The sequence below is a fragment of the Streptomyces sp. NPDC002838 genome, from assembly GCF_040295365.1.
Taxonomy (GTDB): Bacteria; Actinomycetota; Actinomycetes; order Streptomycetales; family Streptomycetaceae; genus Streptomyces.
This window is the reverse complement of record NZ_JBEOVF010000038.1, coordinates 22,965-38,889: the sequence shown is the minus strand read 5'-3', so window position 1 is coordinate 38,889 and position 15,925 is coordinate 22,965. Positions and strand designations below refer to the sequence as shown.

Genomic DNA, 15,925 nt, shown 5'->3' with positions numbered 1-15,925 from the left:
CGGACTTGTTCGGAGTACGTGACAACATGCCGTCATGTCCTCCGCACTGACCGATCTCTTCCCTCATCCGATCGTGCAGGCCCCCATGGCGGGCGGCGTCTCCGTGCCGAAGCTCGCCGCGGCCGTGTGCGAGGCCGGCGGGCTGGGGTTCCTCGCTGCCGGGTACAAGACGGCCGACGGCCTGTACCAGGAGATCAAGCAGTTGCGGAGCCTCACGGCCCGCCCGTTCGGCGTGAACGTCTTCATGCCGCAGCCCGAGTACCCCGGTGCAAGCACCGGCTCCACTGGAGCGGCTACGGCCGCGCCCCCTTCTGCCGCCGCCGTCGACGTCTACGCCCACCAGCTGGCCGGCGAGGCCGCCTGGTACGAGACCGAGCTCGGCGACCCCGAGAGCGGCCGCGACGACGGCTACGACGCCAAGCTCGCCGTCCTGCTCGACAACCCGGTGCCGGTGGTCTCCTTCCACTTCGGCGTGCCGAGCCGTGACGTGCTGGACTCGCTGCGCCGGGCCGGCACCTTCACCCTGGTCACCGCGACCACCGCGGAGGAGGCCTTCGCCGTCGAGCAGGCGGGCGCCGACGCGGTGATCGCGCAGGGCGTGGAGGCCGGCGGCCACCAGGGCACCCACCGTGACATCCCGGAGAACGACGGTTCCGGCATCGGACTCCTCTCCCTGATCGCCCAGATCCGCGAGACCGTCCGCATCCCGATCGTCGCCGCCGGCGGCATCATGCGCGGCAGCCAGATCGCCGCCGCCCTCGCCGCGGGCGCGAGCGCGGCCCAGCTCGGCACGGCGTTCCTCGCCACGCCCGAGTCCGGCGCGAACGCCGCGCACAAGCAGGCGCTGACCAACCCCCTGTACGTCCGTACGGAGTTGACCCGCGCCTTCTCCGGCCGCCCGGCCCGCGGCCTGGTCAACCGGTTCCTGCGCGAGCACGGCCCGTACGCGCCCGCCGCCTACCCCGAGATCCACCACCTCACCTCACCGCTGCGCAAGGCGGCCGCCAAGGCGGGCGACGCGCAGGGCATGGCGCTGTGGGCGGGACAGGGGCACCGTATGGCCCGCGAACTGCCGGCGGGGCAGTTGGTGGAGGTCCTGGCCGGTGAACTCGCCGCCGCCAGGACGGCGTTGCTGGCGTTTCCCCAGCCGGGGAGCGTCTGATGACCGCACCGGTGTTCGTCGTCGAGCACTTCCGCGCGGGCGGAGCCGGACAGTACGTCCTCGACGGCCCCGAGGGACGGCACGCCGTGTCCGTCAAGCGGCTGCGGCCGGGGGAGACCGTCGTCCTCACCGACGGCGCCGGGCGCTGGGCCGAGTGCGAGGTGGTCGGCGCCGAGGGCAAGGACCGGCTGATCGTCCACATGACCGGTGTGTCCGAGGAACCCCCGGAGTCGCCCCGCATCACCGTCGTCCAGGCTCTCCCCAAGGGCGACCGCGGCGAGCTGGCCGTCGAGACGATGACCGAGACGGGCGTCGACGCGATCGTGCCGTGGGCCGCCGCCCGCTGCATCACCCAGTGGAAGGGCGACCGCGGCCAGAAGGCGCTCGCCAAGTGGCGAGCCACGGCCCGCGAGGCCGGCAAGCAGTCCCGCCGGGTCCGCTTCCCGGAGGTCGCGGACGCGGCGACGGCCAAAGAGGTTGCCGCACTTCTCGCCAAAGCCGACTTCGCCGCCGTACTCCATGAGAGCGGGGAAGAAACCCTGGCCACCGCCGAACTGCCCGACCGCGGCGAGATCGTGCTCGTCGTCGGTCCCGAAGGCGGCGTCTCCCCCGAGGAGTTGGCGCTGTTCGAGGAGGCGGGCGCGAAGGCCTACCGGCTGGGGCGCACCGTGCTGCGCACGTCGACCGCCGGGACCGCGGCGGCCGCCCTGCTCCTCGGCCGCTCGGGCCGCTGGTCCTGATCCCGGGAGAACGGCGCGTGGGCTGACCGTATGCGCTCTACCGCGGCGAGCGCGACGGTGGCAGGCTGCCGTGCATGGGGGCGTTGAGGCGGATTTGGCGTCGGCCGCGTGGGCGGCGAGTGGCGGTCGCGGTGTCTTTTGCCGCGCTCACGGTGGGGGGAGCGGTCGCCTGTGACCCGGGCGGGCTGAACTCCGCGACCGTGGCGTACACGACCGACCAGACCGTGACGGACGAGCTGGAACGGCAGAAGGCCGCCGTGCGCTGGCTCAACTGCACGGCCTCGTACGGGGACGGCGCCTCGACGCCGACCGCGACCGAGAACGCCGTCGCCGAGGTCGACTGCGAGGGCGAGACGGACGACGGCAAGGACATCACCGTCACCGGCAAGGTGACCCGTGCGGTCAGCGGCGCGTGTGTCCGCGGGGACCTCACCGCCAAGATCGACGGCAAGCAGTGGTTCCACGTGGAGGGGCTGGGGAACTGCGACGCGAAGACCACCCCGCCCGTCAACAACCCCCAGCAGCCCGGACCGACCGTCACGGTGACCGTCACCAAGACCGTCTACTGCCAGAAGGCACCCGAGTGCTGGCCCGAGGGCAAGTGATCCAAACCCCTGTCCCAGGTCGCCGGGCGTGCATAGGGTGATCGGGTGACACAGCCAGCATTGACGGGGTCTTCTTCGTATCTCCGGTTTCCGCACCTGCGAGGCGAGTTGGTCGCCTTCACCGCCGAGGACGACGTGTGGCTCGCGCCCCTGGACGGCGGGCGGGCCTGGCGGGTCAGTGCGGACAACGTGCCGGTGACCCACCCCCGCATCTCGCCCGACGGCACGACCGTCGCCTGGACCTCCACCCGCGACGGCGCACCCGAGGTGCACATCGCCCCGGTCGACGGCGGCCCGGCCAAGCGCCTGACGCACTGGGGCAGTAACCGCACCCAGGTGCGCGACTGGACCCCGGACGGACAGGTCCTCGCCATCAGCACCTACGGCCAGGCGACCCTGCGTCGCAGCTGGGCGCACGCCGTCCCGCTCGACGGAGGACCGTCCACGATCCTGCCGTACGGGCCCGTCGGCCATGTCGCCCACGGCCCCGCGACCGTCCTGCTGTCGGCGCCCATGGGCCGGGAGGCCGCGTGGTGGAAGCGGTACCGGGGCGGTACGGCGGGCAAGCTGTGGATCGACAGCGACGTCCGCGACGGGGAGGGTGCCGGCGAGTTCGTACGGCTGCACGAAGAGCTGGACGGAAACCTCGAGTACCCCCTGTGGGCGGGGGACCGGATCGCCTTCCTGTCCGACCACGAGGGCGTCGGCGCGCTGTACTCCTCCCTCGCGGACGGGTCCGACCTACGACGGCACACCCCCCTCGACGGCTTCTACGCCCGGCACGCGGCCGGCGACGGCACCCGTGTCGTCTACGCCAGTGCCGGTGAACTGTGGATCCTGGACGACCTCGACGGCGCCGAACCCCGTCGGCTCGACATCCGGCTCGGCGGACAGCACACCGACCGGCAGCCCTTCCAGGTGAACGCCTCCCGCTGGTTCGGGTCCGCCGCCCCCGACCACACCGCACGCGGCAGCGCCGTCGCCGTACGGGGTGCCGTGCACTGGGTCACCCACCGCTCCGGACCGGCCCGCGCACTCGCCGCCGAACCCGGCGTACGGGCCCGGCTCCCGCGCACCTTCCGCGCGGAGGGCGAGGAGTGGGTGGTGTGGGTGACGGACGCGGAGGGCGACGACGCCCTGGAGTTCGCGCCCGCCACCGGCCTCGTCCCCGGCGCCACCCCGCGCCGGCTCGCCGCCGGACAGCTCGGCCGCGTCCTCGGGCTGGCCATGGCGCCCGACGGCAGCCGGGCCGCGGTCGCCGCGCACGACGGACGCGTGCTCCTCGTCGAACGCGAGACCGGCGAGGTCCGCGAGGTCGACCGCAGCGAGGAGGGCGACGTCACCGGGCTGGTCTTCTCGCCCGACTCCGCCTGGCTCGCCTGGTCGCACCCCGGCCCGCGGCCCCTGCGCCAGCTGCGGCTCGCCAACACCACCGACCTGTCGGTCACCGAGGCGACCCCGCTGCGCTTCCAGGACTACGCGCCGGCGTTCACCCTCGACGGCAAGCACCTCGCCTTCCTGTCCAACCGCTCCTTCGACCCGGTCTACGACGAGCACGTCTTCGACCTGGCCTTCGTCGTCGGCGACCGCCCGCACCTGATCACGCTGGCCGCGACCACGCCCTCGCCGTTCGGCCCGCAGCGGCACGGCCGCCCCTTCGAGGCGCCGGACAAGGACGAGACCCCCGACAGCGAGGGCGCCCCGGCCACCCGTGTCGACCTGGAAGGCCTCGCCGACCGGATCGTGCCGTTCCCGGTCGAGGCGGCCCGCTACTCCAACCTGCGGGCCGCGAAGGACGGCGTGCTGTGGCTGCGGCATCCGGTGCGCGGTGTCCTCGGCTCCTCCCGGGCCACCCCGGACGACCCGGACCCGCAGACCGAGCTGGAGCGCTACGACCTCGTCCAGCAGCGCATCGAGCACCTCGCCGCCGACGCCGACCACTTCCAGGTCAGCGGCGACGGCAAGCGGGTCCTGCTGTGGACCGACGGGCGGCTCAAGGTCGTGCCCAGCGACCGGCGCGCCTCGAACGACGACGACAGCGACACGAACATCACCGTCGACCTCAGCCGGATCCGGCAGACGGTCGACCCTGCGGCCGAGTGGCGCCAGATGTACGAGGAGACCGGCCGCGTCATGCGGGACCACTTCTGGCGGCCGGACATGAACGGCGTCGACTGGACCGGCGTCCTCGACCGCTACCGCCCCGTCCTGGACCGCGTCGCCACCCACGACGACCTCGTCGACCTCCTCTGGGAGGTCCAGGGTGAGCTCGGCACCTCGCACGCCTACGTCGTCCCGCGCGGCGGACACGGCGGCGGACCCCGGCAGGGACTGCTCGGCGCGGACATCTCCCGCCACGAGGACGGCCCGCAGGGATCGGCACAGTGGCGCATCGACCGCATCCTGCCGACCGAGACCTCCGACCCGGACGCCCGCTCCCCGCTCGCCGCCCCCGGCGTCGCGGTGCGCGCCGGGGACGCGATCGCGGCGGTGAACGGAGTGCCGGTCGACCCGGTGACCGGCCCCGGCCCCCTCCTCGTCGGTACGGCGGGCAAGCCGGTCGAGCTGACCATCTCGCCGGCCGGCGGGGGCGAGGTACGGCACGCCGTCGTCGTCCCGACCGCCGACGAGGAGCCGCTGCGGTACCACGCCTGGGTCGAGGACCGGCGGGCCTACGTCCACGAGAAGTCCGGCGGACGGCTGGGATACCTGCACGTGCCGGACATGCAGGCGCCCGGCTGGGCCCAGATCCACCGTGACCTGCGCGTAGAGGTGGCCCGGGAGGGCCTGGTCGTGGACGTCCGCGAGAACCGGGGCGGGCACACCTCCCAGCTGGTCGTCGAGAAGCTGGCCCGCCGGATCGTCGGCTGGGCGCTGCCGCGCGGGATGCGGCCGTACAGCTATCCGGCGGACGCTCCCCGCGGGCCCGTCGTCGCCGTCGCCAACGAGTTCTCCGGTTCCGACGGGGACATCGTCAACGCGGCGATCAAGGCGCTGGGGATCGGGCCGGTGGTGGGGACGCGGACGTGGGGCGGGGTGATCGGGATCGACAGCCGGTACCGGCTGGTCGACGGGACACTGATCACTCAGCCGAAGTACGCGTTCTGGCTGGAGGGTTACGAGTGGGGCGTGGAGAACCACGGAGTGGATCCGGATGTCGAGGTGGTGCAGAGGCCTCAGGACTATGGGGCGGGGCGGGATCCGCAGCTGGACGAGGCTGTGAGGTTGGCGTTGGCCGCGTTGGAGGACAGTCCGGCGAAGACACCGCCCGGATTGCCCACCTAAGGGGCGCGGGGCTGTATCGGACATGCGGCTCCGCCGCGTGGGCGCGACCAGCCACGGAGCACCCGCACCCCGCGGCGATACGATGCCCACACGCGATCATCCCGCTCAACCCCTGGAGGGAACCGCATGGCAGGGGAACCACAGGACGACTGCCTGTTCTGCAAGCTCGTCGCGGGCACTGTCCCGGCGACGATCGTCCGCGAGTCGGACACGACCGTCGCCTTCCGGGACATAAACCCCCAGGCGCCCACCCACATCCTGGTCATCCCCAAGGCGCACTACGAGAACGCCGCCTCCCTCGCCACCGGCGCCCCCGAGCTCGCCGCCGACGTCCTGCGAGAGACCCAGGCCGTCGCCGACGACGAGAAGCTGGAGAGCTACCGCACCATCTTCAACACCGGCAGCGGCGCCGGCCAGACCATCTGGCACGCCCACGCGCACGTCCTCGGCGGCCGTGGCCTGGAATGGCCCCCCGGGTAACTCGTCGTGTCCGTACGTGAACTGGTCGTCCTCGGCACCGCCAGCCAGGTCCCGACCCGGCACCGCAACCACAACGGCTACCTGCTGCGCTGGGACGGCGAGGGCATCCTGTTCGACCCCGGCGAGGGCACGCAGCGCCAGATGCTGCGCGCCGGGGTCGCCGCCCACGACCTGAACCGGATCTGCGTCACGCACTTCCACGGCGACCACTCGCTGGGCCTCGCGGGCGTCATCCAGCGCATCAACCTCGACAAGGTCCCGCACGAGGTCACCGCCCACTATCCGAGGTCCGGCCAGCGCTTCTTCAACCGGCTGCGGTACGCCACCGCCTACCGCGAGACGGTCGAGATGGTCGAGGCACCGGTGGCGTCGGACGGGGTGATCGCCGAGACCGGCGGCTACACCCTGGAGGCCCGCAAGCTCTCTCACCCCGTCGAGTCCTACGGCTACCGCCTCATCGAGCCCGACGGCCGCCGCATGCTGCCCGACCGCCTCGCCGCGCACGGCATCAAGGGCCCGGACGTCGGACGGATCCAACGGGAGGGCGTACTCGACGGCGTCTTTCTCCACGACGTCAGCGAGACGCGCCGCGGCCAGCGGTTCGCGTTCGTCATGGACACCCGGCTGTGCGACGGCGTGCACGCGCTGGCCGAGGGTTGCGACATGCTCGTCATCGAGTCGACGTTCCTGGACGAGGACGTCGAACTGGCCATCGAGCACGGTCACTTGACGGCCGCTCAGGCGGCCCGCGTCGCCCGGGACGCCGGCGTACGGCACCTCGTGCTCACCCACTTCAGCCAGCGCTACTCGGAGCCGGACGAGTTCGAGCGGCAGGCACGGGCCGCCGGGTTCGAGGGGGAGCTGACCGTCGCGCACGATCTGTTGAGGGTGCCGGTTCCGAAGCGTCGGTGAAACGGCCGTACGATGCTTCGATGCCCCTCCCCAAAGCAGAATTGCACCTCCATATCGAAGGCACGTTGGAGCCGGAGCTGGCCTTCGAACTGGCCGCCCGCAACGGCGTCGAGCTGCCGTACGCCGACACCGACGAGCTGCGCAAGGCGTACCGGTTCGAGGACCTCCAGTCCTTCCTGAACCTGTACTACGAACTCATGGCCGTCCTGCGCACCGAGCGGGACTTCGAGGACCTCGCGAACGCCTACCTCGCCCGCGCCGCCGCGCAGGGCGTCCGGCACGCGGAGATCTTCTTCGACCCGCAGGCCCACATCGCACGGGGCGTCGGCATGGGCACGGTCGTGGAAGGGCTGTGGCGGGCGCTGGGGAACAGCGAGGCCGCGCACGGCGTCTCCACCCAGCTGATCATGTGCTTCCTGCGTGACGAGTCCGCCGCCTCGGCCATGGAGACCCTGGACGCGGCCCGGCCCCACCTCGACCGGATCGTCGGTGTCGGCCTCGACTCGGCCGAGGTCGGGCATCCACCGGTGAAGTTCCGCGAGGTGTACGAGGCCGCCGCCGCACTGGGCCTGCGGCGTGTGGCGCACGCCGGTGAGGAGGGGCCGCCGGAGTACATCACCGAGGCCCTGGACGTGCTCGGCGTCGAGCGGATCGACCACGGGCTGCGGTGCATGGAGGACTCGGAGCTGGTCGCCAGGTTGGTCCGGGACCGGGTCCCGCTGACGCTGTGCCCCCTGTCGAACGTCCGGCTCCGCACCGTCGACGTCCTCGCCGACCACCCGCTGCCGGCCATGCTCGACGCCGGGCTGCTCTGCACGGTCAACTCCGACGACCCGGCCTACTTCGGGGGCTACGCGGGCGACAACTTCGATGCGGTACGGCAGGCGCTGGGGCTGAGCGAGGAGCGGTTGCGCGAACTGGCCCGCAACTCCTTCGTCGCGTCCTTCCTGGAGCATGACGAGGAGCGGCGAAGGAGGTACCTCGCCGAGGTGGAGGCGTACGAGTTCCGGTAGCTCCGTAGCTCCAGCCGCGGGCAGTCGTGCCGCTGGGGCGGCTCCCGACCCGCAGAAGGGCGGCACCCCGCCGGCGCCGGGCCGCGCGACCCACCCCCGCCCAGCCCTCACGCCGGGCTCCCGGCAAACCGGCGTCAACGCCAGTGCACCGCCCCACCCCCCGAAGGCACCGTCGCCTCGATCTTCGCCCTGATCTCCCGCATCACCGCGACAATCCGCCCCTCATGCTCCGCCGTCAGCCGAGCCACCGGCACCGAGCAACTGATCGCGTCCTGCGCAGGCGTGTCGTACCGCAACGCGAAGCCGAAGCCGACGATCCCGAGCACGCCCTCCTCGCGGTCGACGGAGTAACCCCGCGCGCGCACCTCCGTCAGATCCGCCACCAGTGACTCCCGGCTCGTGTGCGAGTTGGGAGTCAGCGCCTCGTACGGCCCCTCGGGCAGCTCGCCGTCGTCCCGCTCCGCCAGCAGCGCCTTGCCGAGCGCCCCCACATGCGCCGGCAGCCGCCGCCCGACCCGGCTGATCGTCCGCAGGTACTCGTGCGACTCGCGCGTCGCCAGATACGCCACGTCCCGGCCATCGAGGCGCCCCATGTGGATCGTCTCGCCCAGCGCCTGGGACGCCTCGTCGAGATACGGCCGTACGACGCGCACGCGCGGGTCGGAGTCGAGGTAGCTCGTGCCCGTGAGCAGGGCGTGGATGCCGATGCCGTACAGCGAGCCGGTGAGGTCCGTGCGGACCCAGCCCCGCGAGATCAGTGTCTGCAACAGCGCGTACATCGAGCTGCGCGGCACGCCCAGCTCGTCCGCGAGCTCCTGCAACCGCGCCGGACGGTCGCCGCGCGCGGCCAGCAGCTCCAGCAGCTCGACCGTGCGTGCTGCGGACTTCACCTCGCGGACGCCGCCTGTCTCTGACATGCGCCGATCGTAAACGGGGACACCCGCCCACTGAGCGGGCCATTGACGGGTCTCGTTCGCGTATCTAATCTCCATCTTCATGCATGGATGATGTCTACATGGGGAGATGAGTGAGAGGTGAGTCTCGATACGGACGCCGTGGCGCGGCGGCTGGCGGAGGGGATGGCGAACGGTGTGCTGTCGTTCCCGCTGACCAGCTTCCACGACGACGGCTCCCTCGACCCGGACGGCTTCCGCGCGCACGTGGCGGACAGGATCGCCACCGGCCCCGGCGCCGTCTTCCCCGCCTGCGGCACCGGCGAGTTCTTCTCCCTGGACGAGGACGAGTACCGGCAGGTCGTGACCATCGCCGTCGAGGAGGCGGGCGGGCGCCTGCCCGTCGTCGCCGGGACCGGGTACGGCTGGGCGCAGGCCGTCCGCTTCGCGCGCATCGCCGAGGAGGCCGGCGCCGACGCCCTGCTCGTCCTGCCGCACTACCTGGTCGCCGCCCCGCAGGACGGGCTCGTCGCCCAGCTGGAGCGGATCGCCGCTCGCACCCGGCTGCCTCTCATCGCCTACCAGCGCGGCCAAGTCGCCTTCACGGCCGCATCGTTGAGGCGCGTCGCCGCCATCCCGACCGTCATCGGCCTGAAGGACGGCCACAGCGACCTGGATCGGCTGCAACGACTCACACTCGCCGCCCCCGAGGGCTTCCTGTTCTTCAACGGCGCCGCCACCGCCGAGATCCAGGCCCGTGCCTACGCCACCGTCGGCGTCCCCGCCTACTCCTCCGCCGTCCACGCCTTCGCCCCCGAGATCGCGGCCGCCTTCTTCACCGCACTCCGCGACGGCGACGACGGCACGGTCGAGAAGCTGCTGCGCGACTTCTACGTACCGCTCGTCGAACTCCGCGACCGCGTGCCCGGATACGCCGTGTCGCTGGTCAAGGCGGCGGCCCGGCTGCGCGGCCGTCCGGTGGGACCCGTGCGCGCCCCGCTCACCGATCCGTCGGCCGCCGACCTGGCCGACCTGAAGCTGTTGCTGACCACCGGACTCGACCTCGTAGGAGCCGCACTGTGAACCTCGCCATTACGGACGTACGGCTGACGCCGATCCTGGTCGCCGACCCGCCGCTGCTGAACACGCAGGGCGTGCACCAGCCGTACACGCCCCGGCTGATCGTGGAGGTCGTGACCGCGGACGGGATCACGGGGGTCGGGGAGACGTACGGGGACACGAAGTACCTGGAGCTGGCCCGGCCGTTCGCCGAGAAGCTCAAGGGACGTCACGTCAGTGATCCGAACGGCCTGTTCGTGATCGCCGACGAGGTCTCCGTGGACGACTCCCGCGTCTCCGGCCAGGTCGACGTCGGCGGACTGCGGGGCGTCCAGACCGCCGACAAGCTGCGGCTGTCCGTCGTCTCCGCCTTCGAGGTCGCCTGCCTCGACGCCCTCGGCAAGGCGCTCGGCCTGCCCGTGCACGCGCTGCTCGGCGGCAAGGTGCGGGACGCGGTCGAGTACAGCGCGTACCTGTTCTACAAGTGGGCCGACCACCCGCAGGGCGTGGCGGCGGAGAAGGACGACTGGGGTGCCGCCGTCGACCCGGCCGGGGTCGTCGAACAGGCGCGGAAGTTCAAGGAGCGGTACGGCTTCACCTCCTTCAAGCTCAAGGGCGGTGTCTTCCCGCCGGAGGAGGAGATCGCGGCCGTACGGGCGCTGGCCGAGGCGTTCCCCGGGCACCCGCTGCGGCTGGACCCCAACGGGGCCTGGAGTGTGGAGACTTCGCTGAAGGTGGCCAAGGAGCTCGGGAACGTCCTCGAATACCTGGAGGACCCGGCGCTCGGCACGCCCGCGATGGCCGAGGTGGCCGCCGGCACCGACGTGCCGCTCGCCACCAACATGTGCGTGACGACCTTCGCCGAGATCAAGGAGGCGTTCACGCGCGATGCCGTCCAGGTGGTGCTCTCCGACCACCACTACTGGGGCGGGCTGCGCAACACGCAGCAACTGGCCGCCATCTGCCGCACCTTCGGCGTCGGGGTGTCCATGCACTCCAACACCCACCTGGGGATCAGTCTGGCCGCGATGACGCACGTCGCGTCCACCGTCCCGAACCTCCACCACGCCTGCGACTCCCACTACCCCTGGCAGCCGGAGGACGTCCTCATCGAGCGGCTGACCTTCGACGACGGCAAGGTCACCGTCTCCGACGCGCCCGGCCTCGGCGTCGTACTCGACCGCGACAAGCTGGAGTTCCTGCACCGGCGGTGGCTCGACGACGACGGTTCGCTGCGCGAGCGCGACGACGCGGCGGCGATGCGGGTCGCCGACCCGGAGTGGGTCACGCCGTCGGTCCCTCGCTGGTAGCCGCGGGGTAGCGCCGGGCCGCACGCGGCCCGGATCCCCGCTGGGACCTGCGGGGAGCTGATGCGAGGTGCGGCTCGGGCATGAGCGCGGCACTGTTGTCAGTGGTGTGGTGCAGACTGGCCTGATCGGCACCACGTCATGGGAGCGCACCGTGATCGCGTCCACCGCATCGCTCGGAGAGGACCACCGCAACCGGCCCCAGGTCGACCCGCTGGCCGCCCTGCGCACGCCGGACGATCCGCCCTGGGACGTGTATCTCACGGGCACCGTCTTCCTCGACATCATCTTCACCGGGCTCGACTCCGCCCCGGTGCGCGGGACCGAGTCCTGGGCGCGCGGGATGGGCTCGAGCCCCGGCGGCGTGGCCAACATGGCGACCGCGCTGGCGAGGCTCGGCCTGCGGACCTCGCTGGCGGCCGCGTTCGGCGACGACCACTACGGCGACTACTGCTGGGACGCGCTGCAGACCGGCGAGGGCATCGATCTCGCGCCGTCCCGCACGGTCCCCGGCTGGCACTCCCCGGTCACCGTCTCCATGGCGTACGAGGGCGAGCGCACGATGGTCTCGCACGGCCATGAACCGCCCCCGGAGGAGCCCGCGCCGGACTGCCCCCCACGCGCGCGTGCCGCCATCGCGTCCCTCACGCCCGGCACACGCGCCCCCTGGATCGCCCAGGCCGCGAGCAAGGGCGCCCGTGTCTTCGCCGACGTCGGCTGGGACGACACCGGGGCCTGGGACCTGGCGAGTCTGGCCGACCTCGCCCACTGCGAGGCCTTCCTGCCGAACGCGCAGGAGGCGATGCGGTACACCGGAACCGACTGCCCCCGCGCGGCCGCACACGCGCTCACCGAGCACGTACCGCTCGCGGTCGTCACCCTCGGTGCGGAGGGCGCGTACGCGGTGGACCGGCGGACCGGCGAGACCGCCTCGGTACCGGCCATCGCCGTCCAGGCCCTCGACCCGACCGGCGCGGGAGACGTCTTCGTGGCGGGCTTCGTCACCGGCACCCTGGCGGGCTGGCCGCTGGCAGACCGCCTGGCCTTCGCGGGCCTGACGGCCGCGCTCTCCGTCCAGGAATTCGGGGGGTCGCTGTCGGCGCCGGGCTGGTGCGAGATCGGGGCGTGGTGGCGCGAGGTCCAGTCGCTGGACCGGCAGGATCCGGCGGCCCTGAGGCGGTACGCGTTCCTGGCGGGGCTGGTACCGGAGGAGGAGACGGCGCAGCCGTGGCCGCTCAGGCGGGCGGTGCCGACGATCGGGTTCCGGAGGTCGGCGTGAGGGCACGGGGCGGCACCCCCTCAACGCCGGCCCACGGTCCGCGCCATCCAATCCGTCCAGGGGCTGAGGACGAAGGGCTCTAAAAGGCTGATCGAGGCCCTGGGGGCGGAGCCCCCAGGGCCTCAGCCCGCCGAGACCGTCAGACGGACAACCCCGTCCGGCCCGGCCACCAGCACCGGAGTCCCCGGCCCACCAAGATCCCGTACGGCGGCCCGGTCCTCGTCCGAGACTCCCTCCGCCTCGGTCACCACCGCCGCCGCCTCCAACGACTTCGCCCCCGAAGCAACCGCCATCGCCACCGCCGTACGCAGCGCGCTCAACCGCAGCGACTCGAGGGCAACGGTCCCGGCGACATACGTACGGCCCGTCTCGTCCCGCACGGCAGCCCCCTCGGGCACACCATTGCGGGCCCGGGCAGAACGGGCCAGGGTGACGATCTTGCGGTCCTCAGGGTCAAGCGCACTGTCGGTCATGCCCTGAGCATACGAAGAACCGTACCCGTCACCCCGCCACGGGGTACATCGCCCCGCGCCGCCCCTCCGCCGACGACAGCCACTCCAGCTTCGCCGCCGTGTTCGCCTCGTCCAGCGCAGCAGCCCGACCAACGGATGTCGAGCTCCTTGCGGATCTGCCCGGCGTCCTCGATGTCCGCCGCTCCCACAAGCTCGGAGAACTTGGTACCGGCGGCCTTCAGGTCCGTCAGCACCGCCTGGTACCCCTCGTCGTCGGGGTACGCCGAGCGGCATGGGCGCGCTGATCGCGACCCCCACCTGGCCACCGGCCTGGTCACCTCGACCCAGCAGGTGGGGATCACCATCGGCATCCCGCTCCTCGGCGTGCGGGCCACCAGGTCCTCGGACCTGATGTCCGGCGTCCACACGGTGCTGGCCCTCGACGCGGCGATCGTCCTGGCGGCGGCGGTACTGGTCGGCGTGAGCCTACGCACCGGCCGCGAGACCCGGCCCTGACGGGGCCGCGCCCGGGAAGCCTCGAAGCGGCGTACGCCTTCGCTGCCTACACGGAGTCGTTCACGGGCGGTCGAGGCGGAGCCGCTCCGCCCTCGGCAGGCCCGCCACCACCAGGTCGTACGAATCCTCGATGAGCTCCCGGACCAGCCGGTCCGGGAGGTCGCCGTCGGCCGTCACCGTGTTCCAGTGGCGCTTGTTCATGTGCCAGCCGGGGATGATCAGGCCGGGGTGCTCGCCGCGCAGGCGGATCGCGTCCTCCGGGTCGCACTTGAGGTTGATCGTGAGCGGGCGGGCGTCCAGGTTCGTGAGGGCGAAGAGCTTGCCCCGGACCTTGAAGACCGAGGTCTCCGGATTGAACGGGAAGTCCTCCACGGCCGCGTTGAAGGACAGGCAGAACGCGCGCAGCTCCTGCGGGGTCACTCCGGCTCCTTGTCCTCGTCCTCCGGCGGATCCCCCAGGGCCACCGGCTCCACCAGCACCGTCACGATCTTGTTCCGGCGACCCGCAGCGGCCTCCGCCGTCAGGCGCAGCTCGCGGCCGTCCGGCAGGCCGACCGCCGACGAGGCGCCGGCGATGGGGACCCGGCCCAGGGCCTTGGCGAGCAGGCCGCCGACCGTCTCCACGTCCTCGTCGTCGTACTCCTCCAGGCCGTACAGCTCGCCGAGGTCGGTGATGTCGAGGCGGGCGGTGACCCGGTAGCGGTCGTCGCCGAGTTCCTCCACGGGCGGCAGCTCACGGTCGTACTCGTCGGTGATCTCGCCGACGATCTCCTCGAGGATGTCCTCGATGGTGACGATGCCGGCCGTGCCGCCGTACTCGTCGATGACGACGGCCACGTGGTTGCGGTCCTGCTGCATCTCGCGCAGCAGGTCGCCGGCGTTCTTGGTGTCGGGGACGAAGGCCGCCGGGCGCATGGCCGTCGACACCAGCTCGGACTCCGCGTCCCGGCTGATGTGCGTCTTGCGGACCAAGTCCTTCAGGTACACGATCCCGACGACGTCGTCCTCGCTCTCTCCGGTCACCGGGATGCGGGAGAAGCCGGAGCGCAGGGCGAGGGTGAGGGCCTGGCGGATGGTCTTGTAGCGCTCGATGACGACGAGGTCGGTCCTCGGGACCATCACCTCCCGTACGAGCGTGTCGCCCAGCTCGAAGACCGAGTGCACCATGCGGCGCTCCTCGTCCTCGATCAGGGACTCGGCCTCGGCGAGGTCGACCAGCGCACGCAGCTCCGCCTCGGAGGCGAAGGGGCCGCGGCGGAAGCCCTTGCCGGGGGTCAGCGCGTTGCCGATGAGGATCAGGAGGGAGGGGATCGGGCCCATGACGCGGGCCAGCGGCACCAGGATGTACGCGGCCGCCGTCGCCGTGTTCAGCGGGTGCTGGCGGCCGATGGTGCGCGGGGAGACACCGACCGCGACGTACGACACCAGGACCATGACCCCGATCGCGACCAGGAGGGCCTCGGTGGTGCCGGGGAACTCCTGCAGACAGGCGTAGGTGATGAGGGCGGCCGCCGCCATCTCGCAGGCCACGCGGACCAGCAGCGCCACGTTGAGGTAGCGGGTCGGGTCGGCGGCGACCTGGGCGAGCTTGGCGCTGCCCCGGCGGCCGGTGCGTACGGCCTCCTCGGCGCGGAAGCTGGAGACGCGCGCGAGGCCCGCCTCCGCGCAGGCGGCGAGCCACGCGACGACGACCAGGGCGATCGCGCCGGAGACGAGGGTGGGGCTCATGACACGGTCGGGGCCGGTGACGGGCCGGTCAGGCCCTTCTCCGCGCGCCAGCCGTCCACGATGGCCGCCTGGAGGCCGAACATCTCGGCCTTCTCGTCCGGCTCCTCGTGGTCGTAACCCAGCAGGTGCAGCACTCCATGGACGGTCAGGAGCTGGAGCTCCTCGTCCATGGAATGCTGCGTGGGCGCTTCCGTCCCCTGCTTGGCGGCGACCTCGGGGCACAGCACGATGTCGCCGAGGAGCCCCTGCGGGGGTTCGGCGTCGTCCTTGGACGGCGGGCGCAGCTCGTCCATGGGGAAGGACATGACATCGGTCGGGCCGGGCAGGTCCATCCACTGGATGTGCAGCTGCTCCATGGCGTCAGCGTCCACGACGATCACCGAGAGCTCGGAGAGCGGGTGGATGCGCATCCGCGCGAGCGCGTAGCGGGCGATGTCGAGGATCGCCTGCTCGTCGACCTCGGTTCCGGACTCGTTGTTGACGTCGATCGACATG

At 72.1% G+C, this 15,925-nt stretch carries 15 protein-coding genes and 2 pseudogenes; 11 read left to right on the top strand and 6 right to left on the bottom strand.

Translation table 11 applies throughout. The features are described from left to right. Nucleotides 1-34: 34 nt before the first annotated feature. The 7 genes from ABT063_RS36290 (at nt 35) to ABT063_RS36260 (ending at nt 8,197) form a co-directional block, all read left to right on the top strand. Nucleotides 35-1,162 (top strand): nitronate monooxygenase, encoded by a 1,128-nt coding sequence (locus ABT063_RS36290; RefSeq protein WP_351064488.1) that lies wholly within the window; start codon nt 35-37, stop codon nt 1,160-1,162. Then, a complete protein-coding gene (locus tag ABT063_RS36285) occupies nt 1,162-1,902 on the top strand; it encodes a 16S rRNA (uracil(1498)-N(3))-methyltransferase (RefSeq protein ID WP_351064486.1) in 741 nt (246 codons plus the stop codon). The genes ABT063_RS36290 and ABT063_RS36285 overlap by 1 nt, the downstream gene beginning before the upstream one ends. A gap of 74 nt (nt 1,903-1,976) precedes the next feature. Further along, nucleotides 1,977-2,507, top strand: coding sequence for a hypothetical protein (locus ABT063_RS36280; RefSeq protein ID WP_351064484.1), 531 nt, complete (start codon nt 1,977-1,979; stop codon nt 2,505-2,507). A 45-nt stretch (nt 2,508-2,552) separates the two neighbouring features. After that, on the top strand, nt 2,553-5,792 hold the full coding sequence (locus ABT063_RS36275; RefSeq protein ID WP_351064483.1) for a S41 family peptidase: 3,240 nt from the start codon (nt 2,553-2,555) through the stop codon (nt 5,790-5,792). Nucleotides 5,793-5,918: 126 nt separating this feature from the next. Beyond that, nucleotides 5,919-6,272, top strand: coding sequence for a histidine triad nucleotide-binding protein (locus ABT063_RS36270; protein ID WP_351064481.1), 354 nt, complete (start codon nt 5,919-5,921; stop codon nt 6,270-6,272). Between the two features lie 6 nt (nt 6,273-6,278). Beyond that, entirely contained in the window at nt 6,279-7,184 is a 906-nt protein-coding gene (locus ABT063_RS36265; protein ID WP_351064479.1) for a ribonuclease Z, read from the top strand. A 20-nt stretch (nt 7,185-7,204) separates the two neighbouring features. Beyond that, the gene (locus tag ABT063_RS36260; protein ID WP_351064477.1) at nt 7,205-8,197 is read left to right on the top strand and encodes an adenosine deaminase; all 993 of its coding nucleotides are present in this window, start codon (nt 7,205-7,207) and stop codon (nt 8,195-8,197) included. A 134-nt stretch (nt 8,198-8,331) separates the two neighbouring features. Here ABT063_RS36260 and ABT063_RS36255 read toward each other — a convergent pair whose 3' ends face one another. Beyond that, nucleotides 8,332-9,114, bottom strand: a complete 783-nt coding sequence (locus ABT063_RS36255; protein ID WP_351064475.1) for an IclR family transcriptional regulator — start codon at nt 9,112-9,114, stop codon at nt 8,332-8,334. A gap of 117 nt (nt 9,115-9,231) precedes the next feature. On the opposite strand from ABT063_RS36255, the gene ABT063_RS36250 reads away from it, so the two are divergent. From ABT063_RS36250 to ABT063_RS36240, 3 genes are all read left to right on the top strand, one after another. Further along, nucleotides 9,232-10,173: a 5-dehydro-4-deoxyglucarate dehydratase gene (locus tag ABT063_RS36250; protein ID WP_351064474.1), complete on the top strand. Its 942-nt coding sequence runs from the start codon at nt 9,232-9,234 to the stop codon at nt 10,171-10,173. Beyond that, nucleotides 10,170-11,459 (top strand): glucarate dehydratase family protein, encoded by a 1,290-nt coding sequence (locus ABT063_RS36245; protein WP_351064472.1) that lies wholly within the window; start codon nt 10,170-10,172, stop codon nt 11,457-11,459. The genes ABT063_RS36250 and ABT063_RS36245 overlap by 4 nt, the downstream gene beginning before the upstream one ends. A 151-nt stretch (nt 11,460-11,610) precedes the next feature. Then, complete coding sequence (locus tag ABT063_RS36240) at nt 11,611-12,735, top strand: carbohydrate kinase family protein (RefSeq protein WP_351064563.1); 1,125 nt, start codon at nt 11,611-11,613, stop codon at nt 12,733-12,735. Nucleotides 12,736-12,857: 122 nt separating this feature from the next. On the opposite strand, the gene ABT063_RS36235 is transcribed toward ABT063_RS36240, so the two are convergent. Then, the gene (locus ABT063_RS36235; protein ID WP_351064470.1) at nt 12,858-13,208 is read right to left on the bottom strand and encodes a cytidine deaminase-like protein; all 351 of its coding nucleotides are present in this window, start codon (nt 13,206-13,208) and stop codon (nt 12,858-12,860) included. A 28-nt stretch (nt 13,209-13,236) separates the two neighbouring features. Next, nucleotides 13,237-13,486 (bottom strand): annotated as a pseudogene (locus ABT063_RS36230) (MmyB family transcriptional regulator); the annotation flags it as partial. Nucleotides 13,487-13,499: 13 nt separating this feature from the next. Between ABT063_RS36230 and ABT063_RS36225 the strand changes: the two are divergent. Next, nucleotides 13,500-13,703: pseudogene (locus ABT063_RS36225) on the top strand (MFS transporter); the annotation flags it as partial. A gap of 60 nt (nt 13,704-13,763) precedes the next feature. Here ABT063_RS36225 and ABT063_RS36220 read toward each other — a convergent pair. From ABT063_RS36220 to ybeY, 3 genes are read right to left on the bottom strand one after another with little or no spacing between them, the layout of a single operon-like run. Continuing rightward, entirely contained in the window at nt 13,764-14,123 is a 360-nt protein-coding gene (locus ABT063_RS36220; RefSeq protein ID WP_351064468.1) for an MmcQ/YjbR family DNA-binding protein, read from the bottom strand. Then, nucleotides 14,120-15,430, bottom strand: coding sequence for a hemolysin family protein (locus ABT063_RS36215; protein ID WP_351064466.1), 1,311 nt, complete (start codon nt 15,428-15,430; stop codon nt 14,120-14,122). Before ABT063_RS36215 ends, ABT063_RS36220 begins: the two co-directional genes overlap by 4 nt. Further along, the gene (gene ybeY / locus ABT063_RS36210; protein ID WP_095755772.1) at nt 15,427-15,924 is read right to left on the bottom strand and encodes an rRNA maturation RNase YbeY; all 498 of its coding nucleotides are present in this window, start codon (nt 15,922-15,924) and stop codon (nt 15,427-15,429) included. The genes ABT063_RS36215 and ybeY overlap by 4 nt, the downstream gene beginning before the upstream one ends. Between the last annotated feature and the right edge of the window lies 1 nt (nt 15,925).

Bases quoted from the DNA above. Each gene is read 5' to 3' on its own strand.
- ABT063_RS36290 (WP_351064488.1), top strand. From the start codon at position 35: ATGTCCTCCGCACTGACCGATCTCTTCCCTCATCCGATCGTGCAGGCC.
- ABT063_RS36285 (WP_351064486.1), top strand. From the start codon at position 1,162: ATGACCGCACCGGTGTTCGTCGTCGAGCACTTCCGCGCGGGCGGAGCC.
- ABT063_RS36280 (WP_351064484.1), top strand. From the start codon at position 1,977: ATGGGGGCGTTGAGGCGGATTTGGCGTCGGCCGCGTGGGCGGCGAGTG.
- ABT063_RS36270 (WP_351064481.1), top strand. From the start codon at position 5,919: ATGGCAGGGGAACCACAGGACGACTGCCTGTTCTGCAAGCTCGTCGCG.
- ABT063_RS36260 (WP_351064477.1), top strand. From the start codon at position 7,205: ATGCCCCTCCCCAAAGCAGAATTGCACCTCCATATCGAAGGCACGTTG.
- ABT063_RS36255 (WP_351064475.1), bottom strand. From the start codon at position 9,114: ATGTCAGAGACAGGCGGCGTCCGCGAGGTGAAGTCCGCAGCACGCACG.
- ABT063_RS36235 (WP_351064470.1), bottom strand. From the start codon at position 13,208: ATGACCGACAGTGCGCTTGACCCTGAGGACCGCAAGATCGTCACCCTG.
- ABT063_RS36215 (WP_351064466.1), bottom strand. From the start codon at position 15,430: ATGAGCCCCACCCTCGTCTCCGGCGCGATCGCCCTGGTCGTCGTCGCG.
- ybeY (WP_095755772.1), bottom strand. From the start codon at position 15,924: ATGTCGATCGACGTCAACAACGAGTCCGGAACCGAGGTCGACGAGCAG.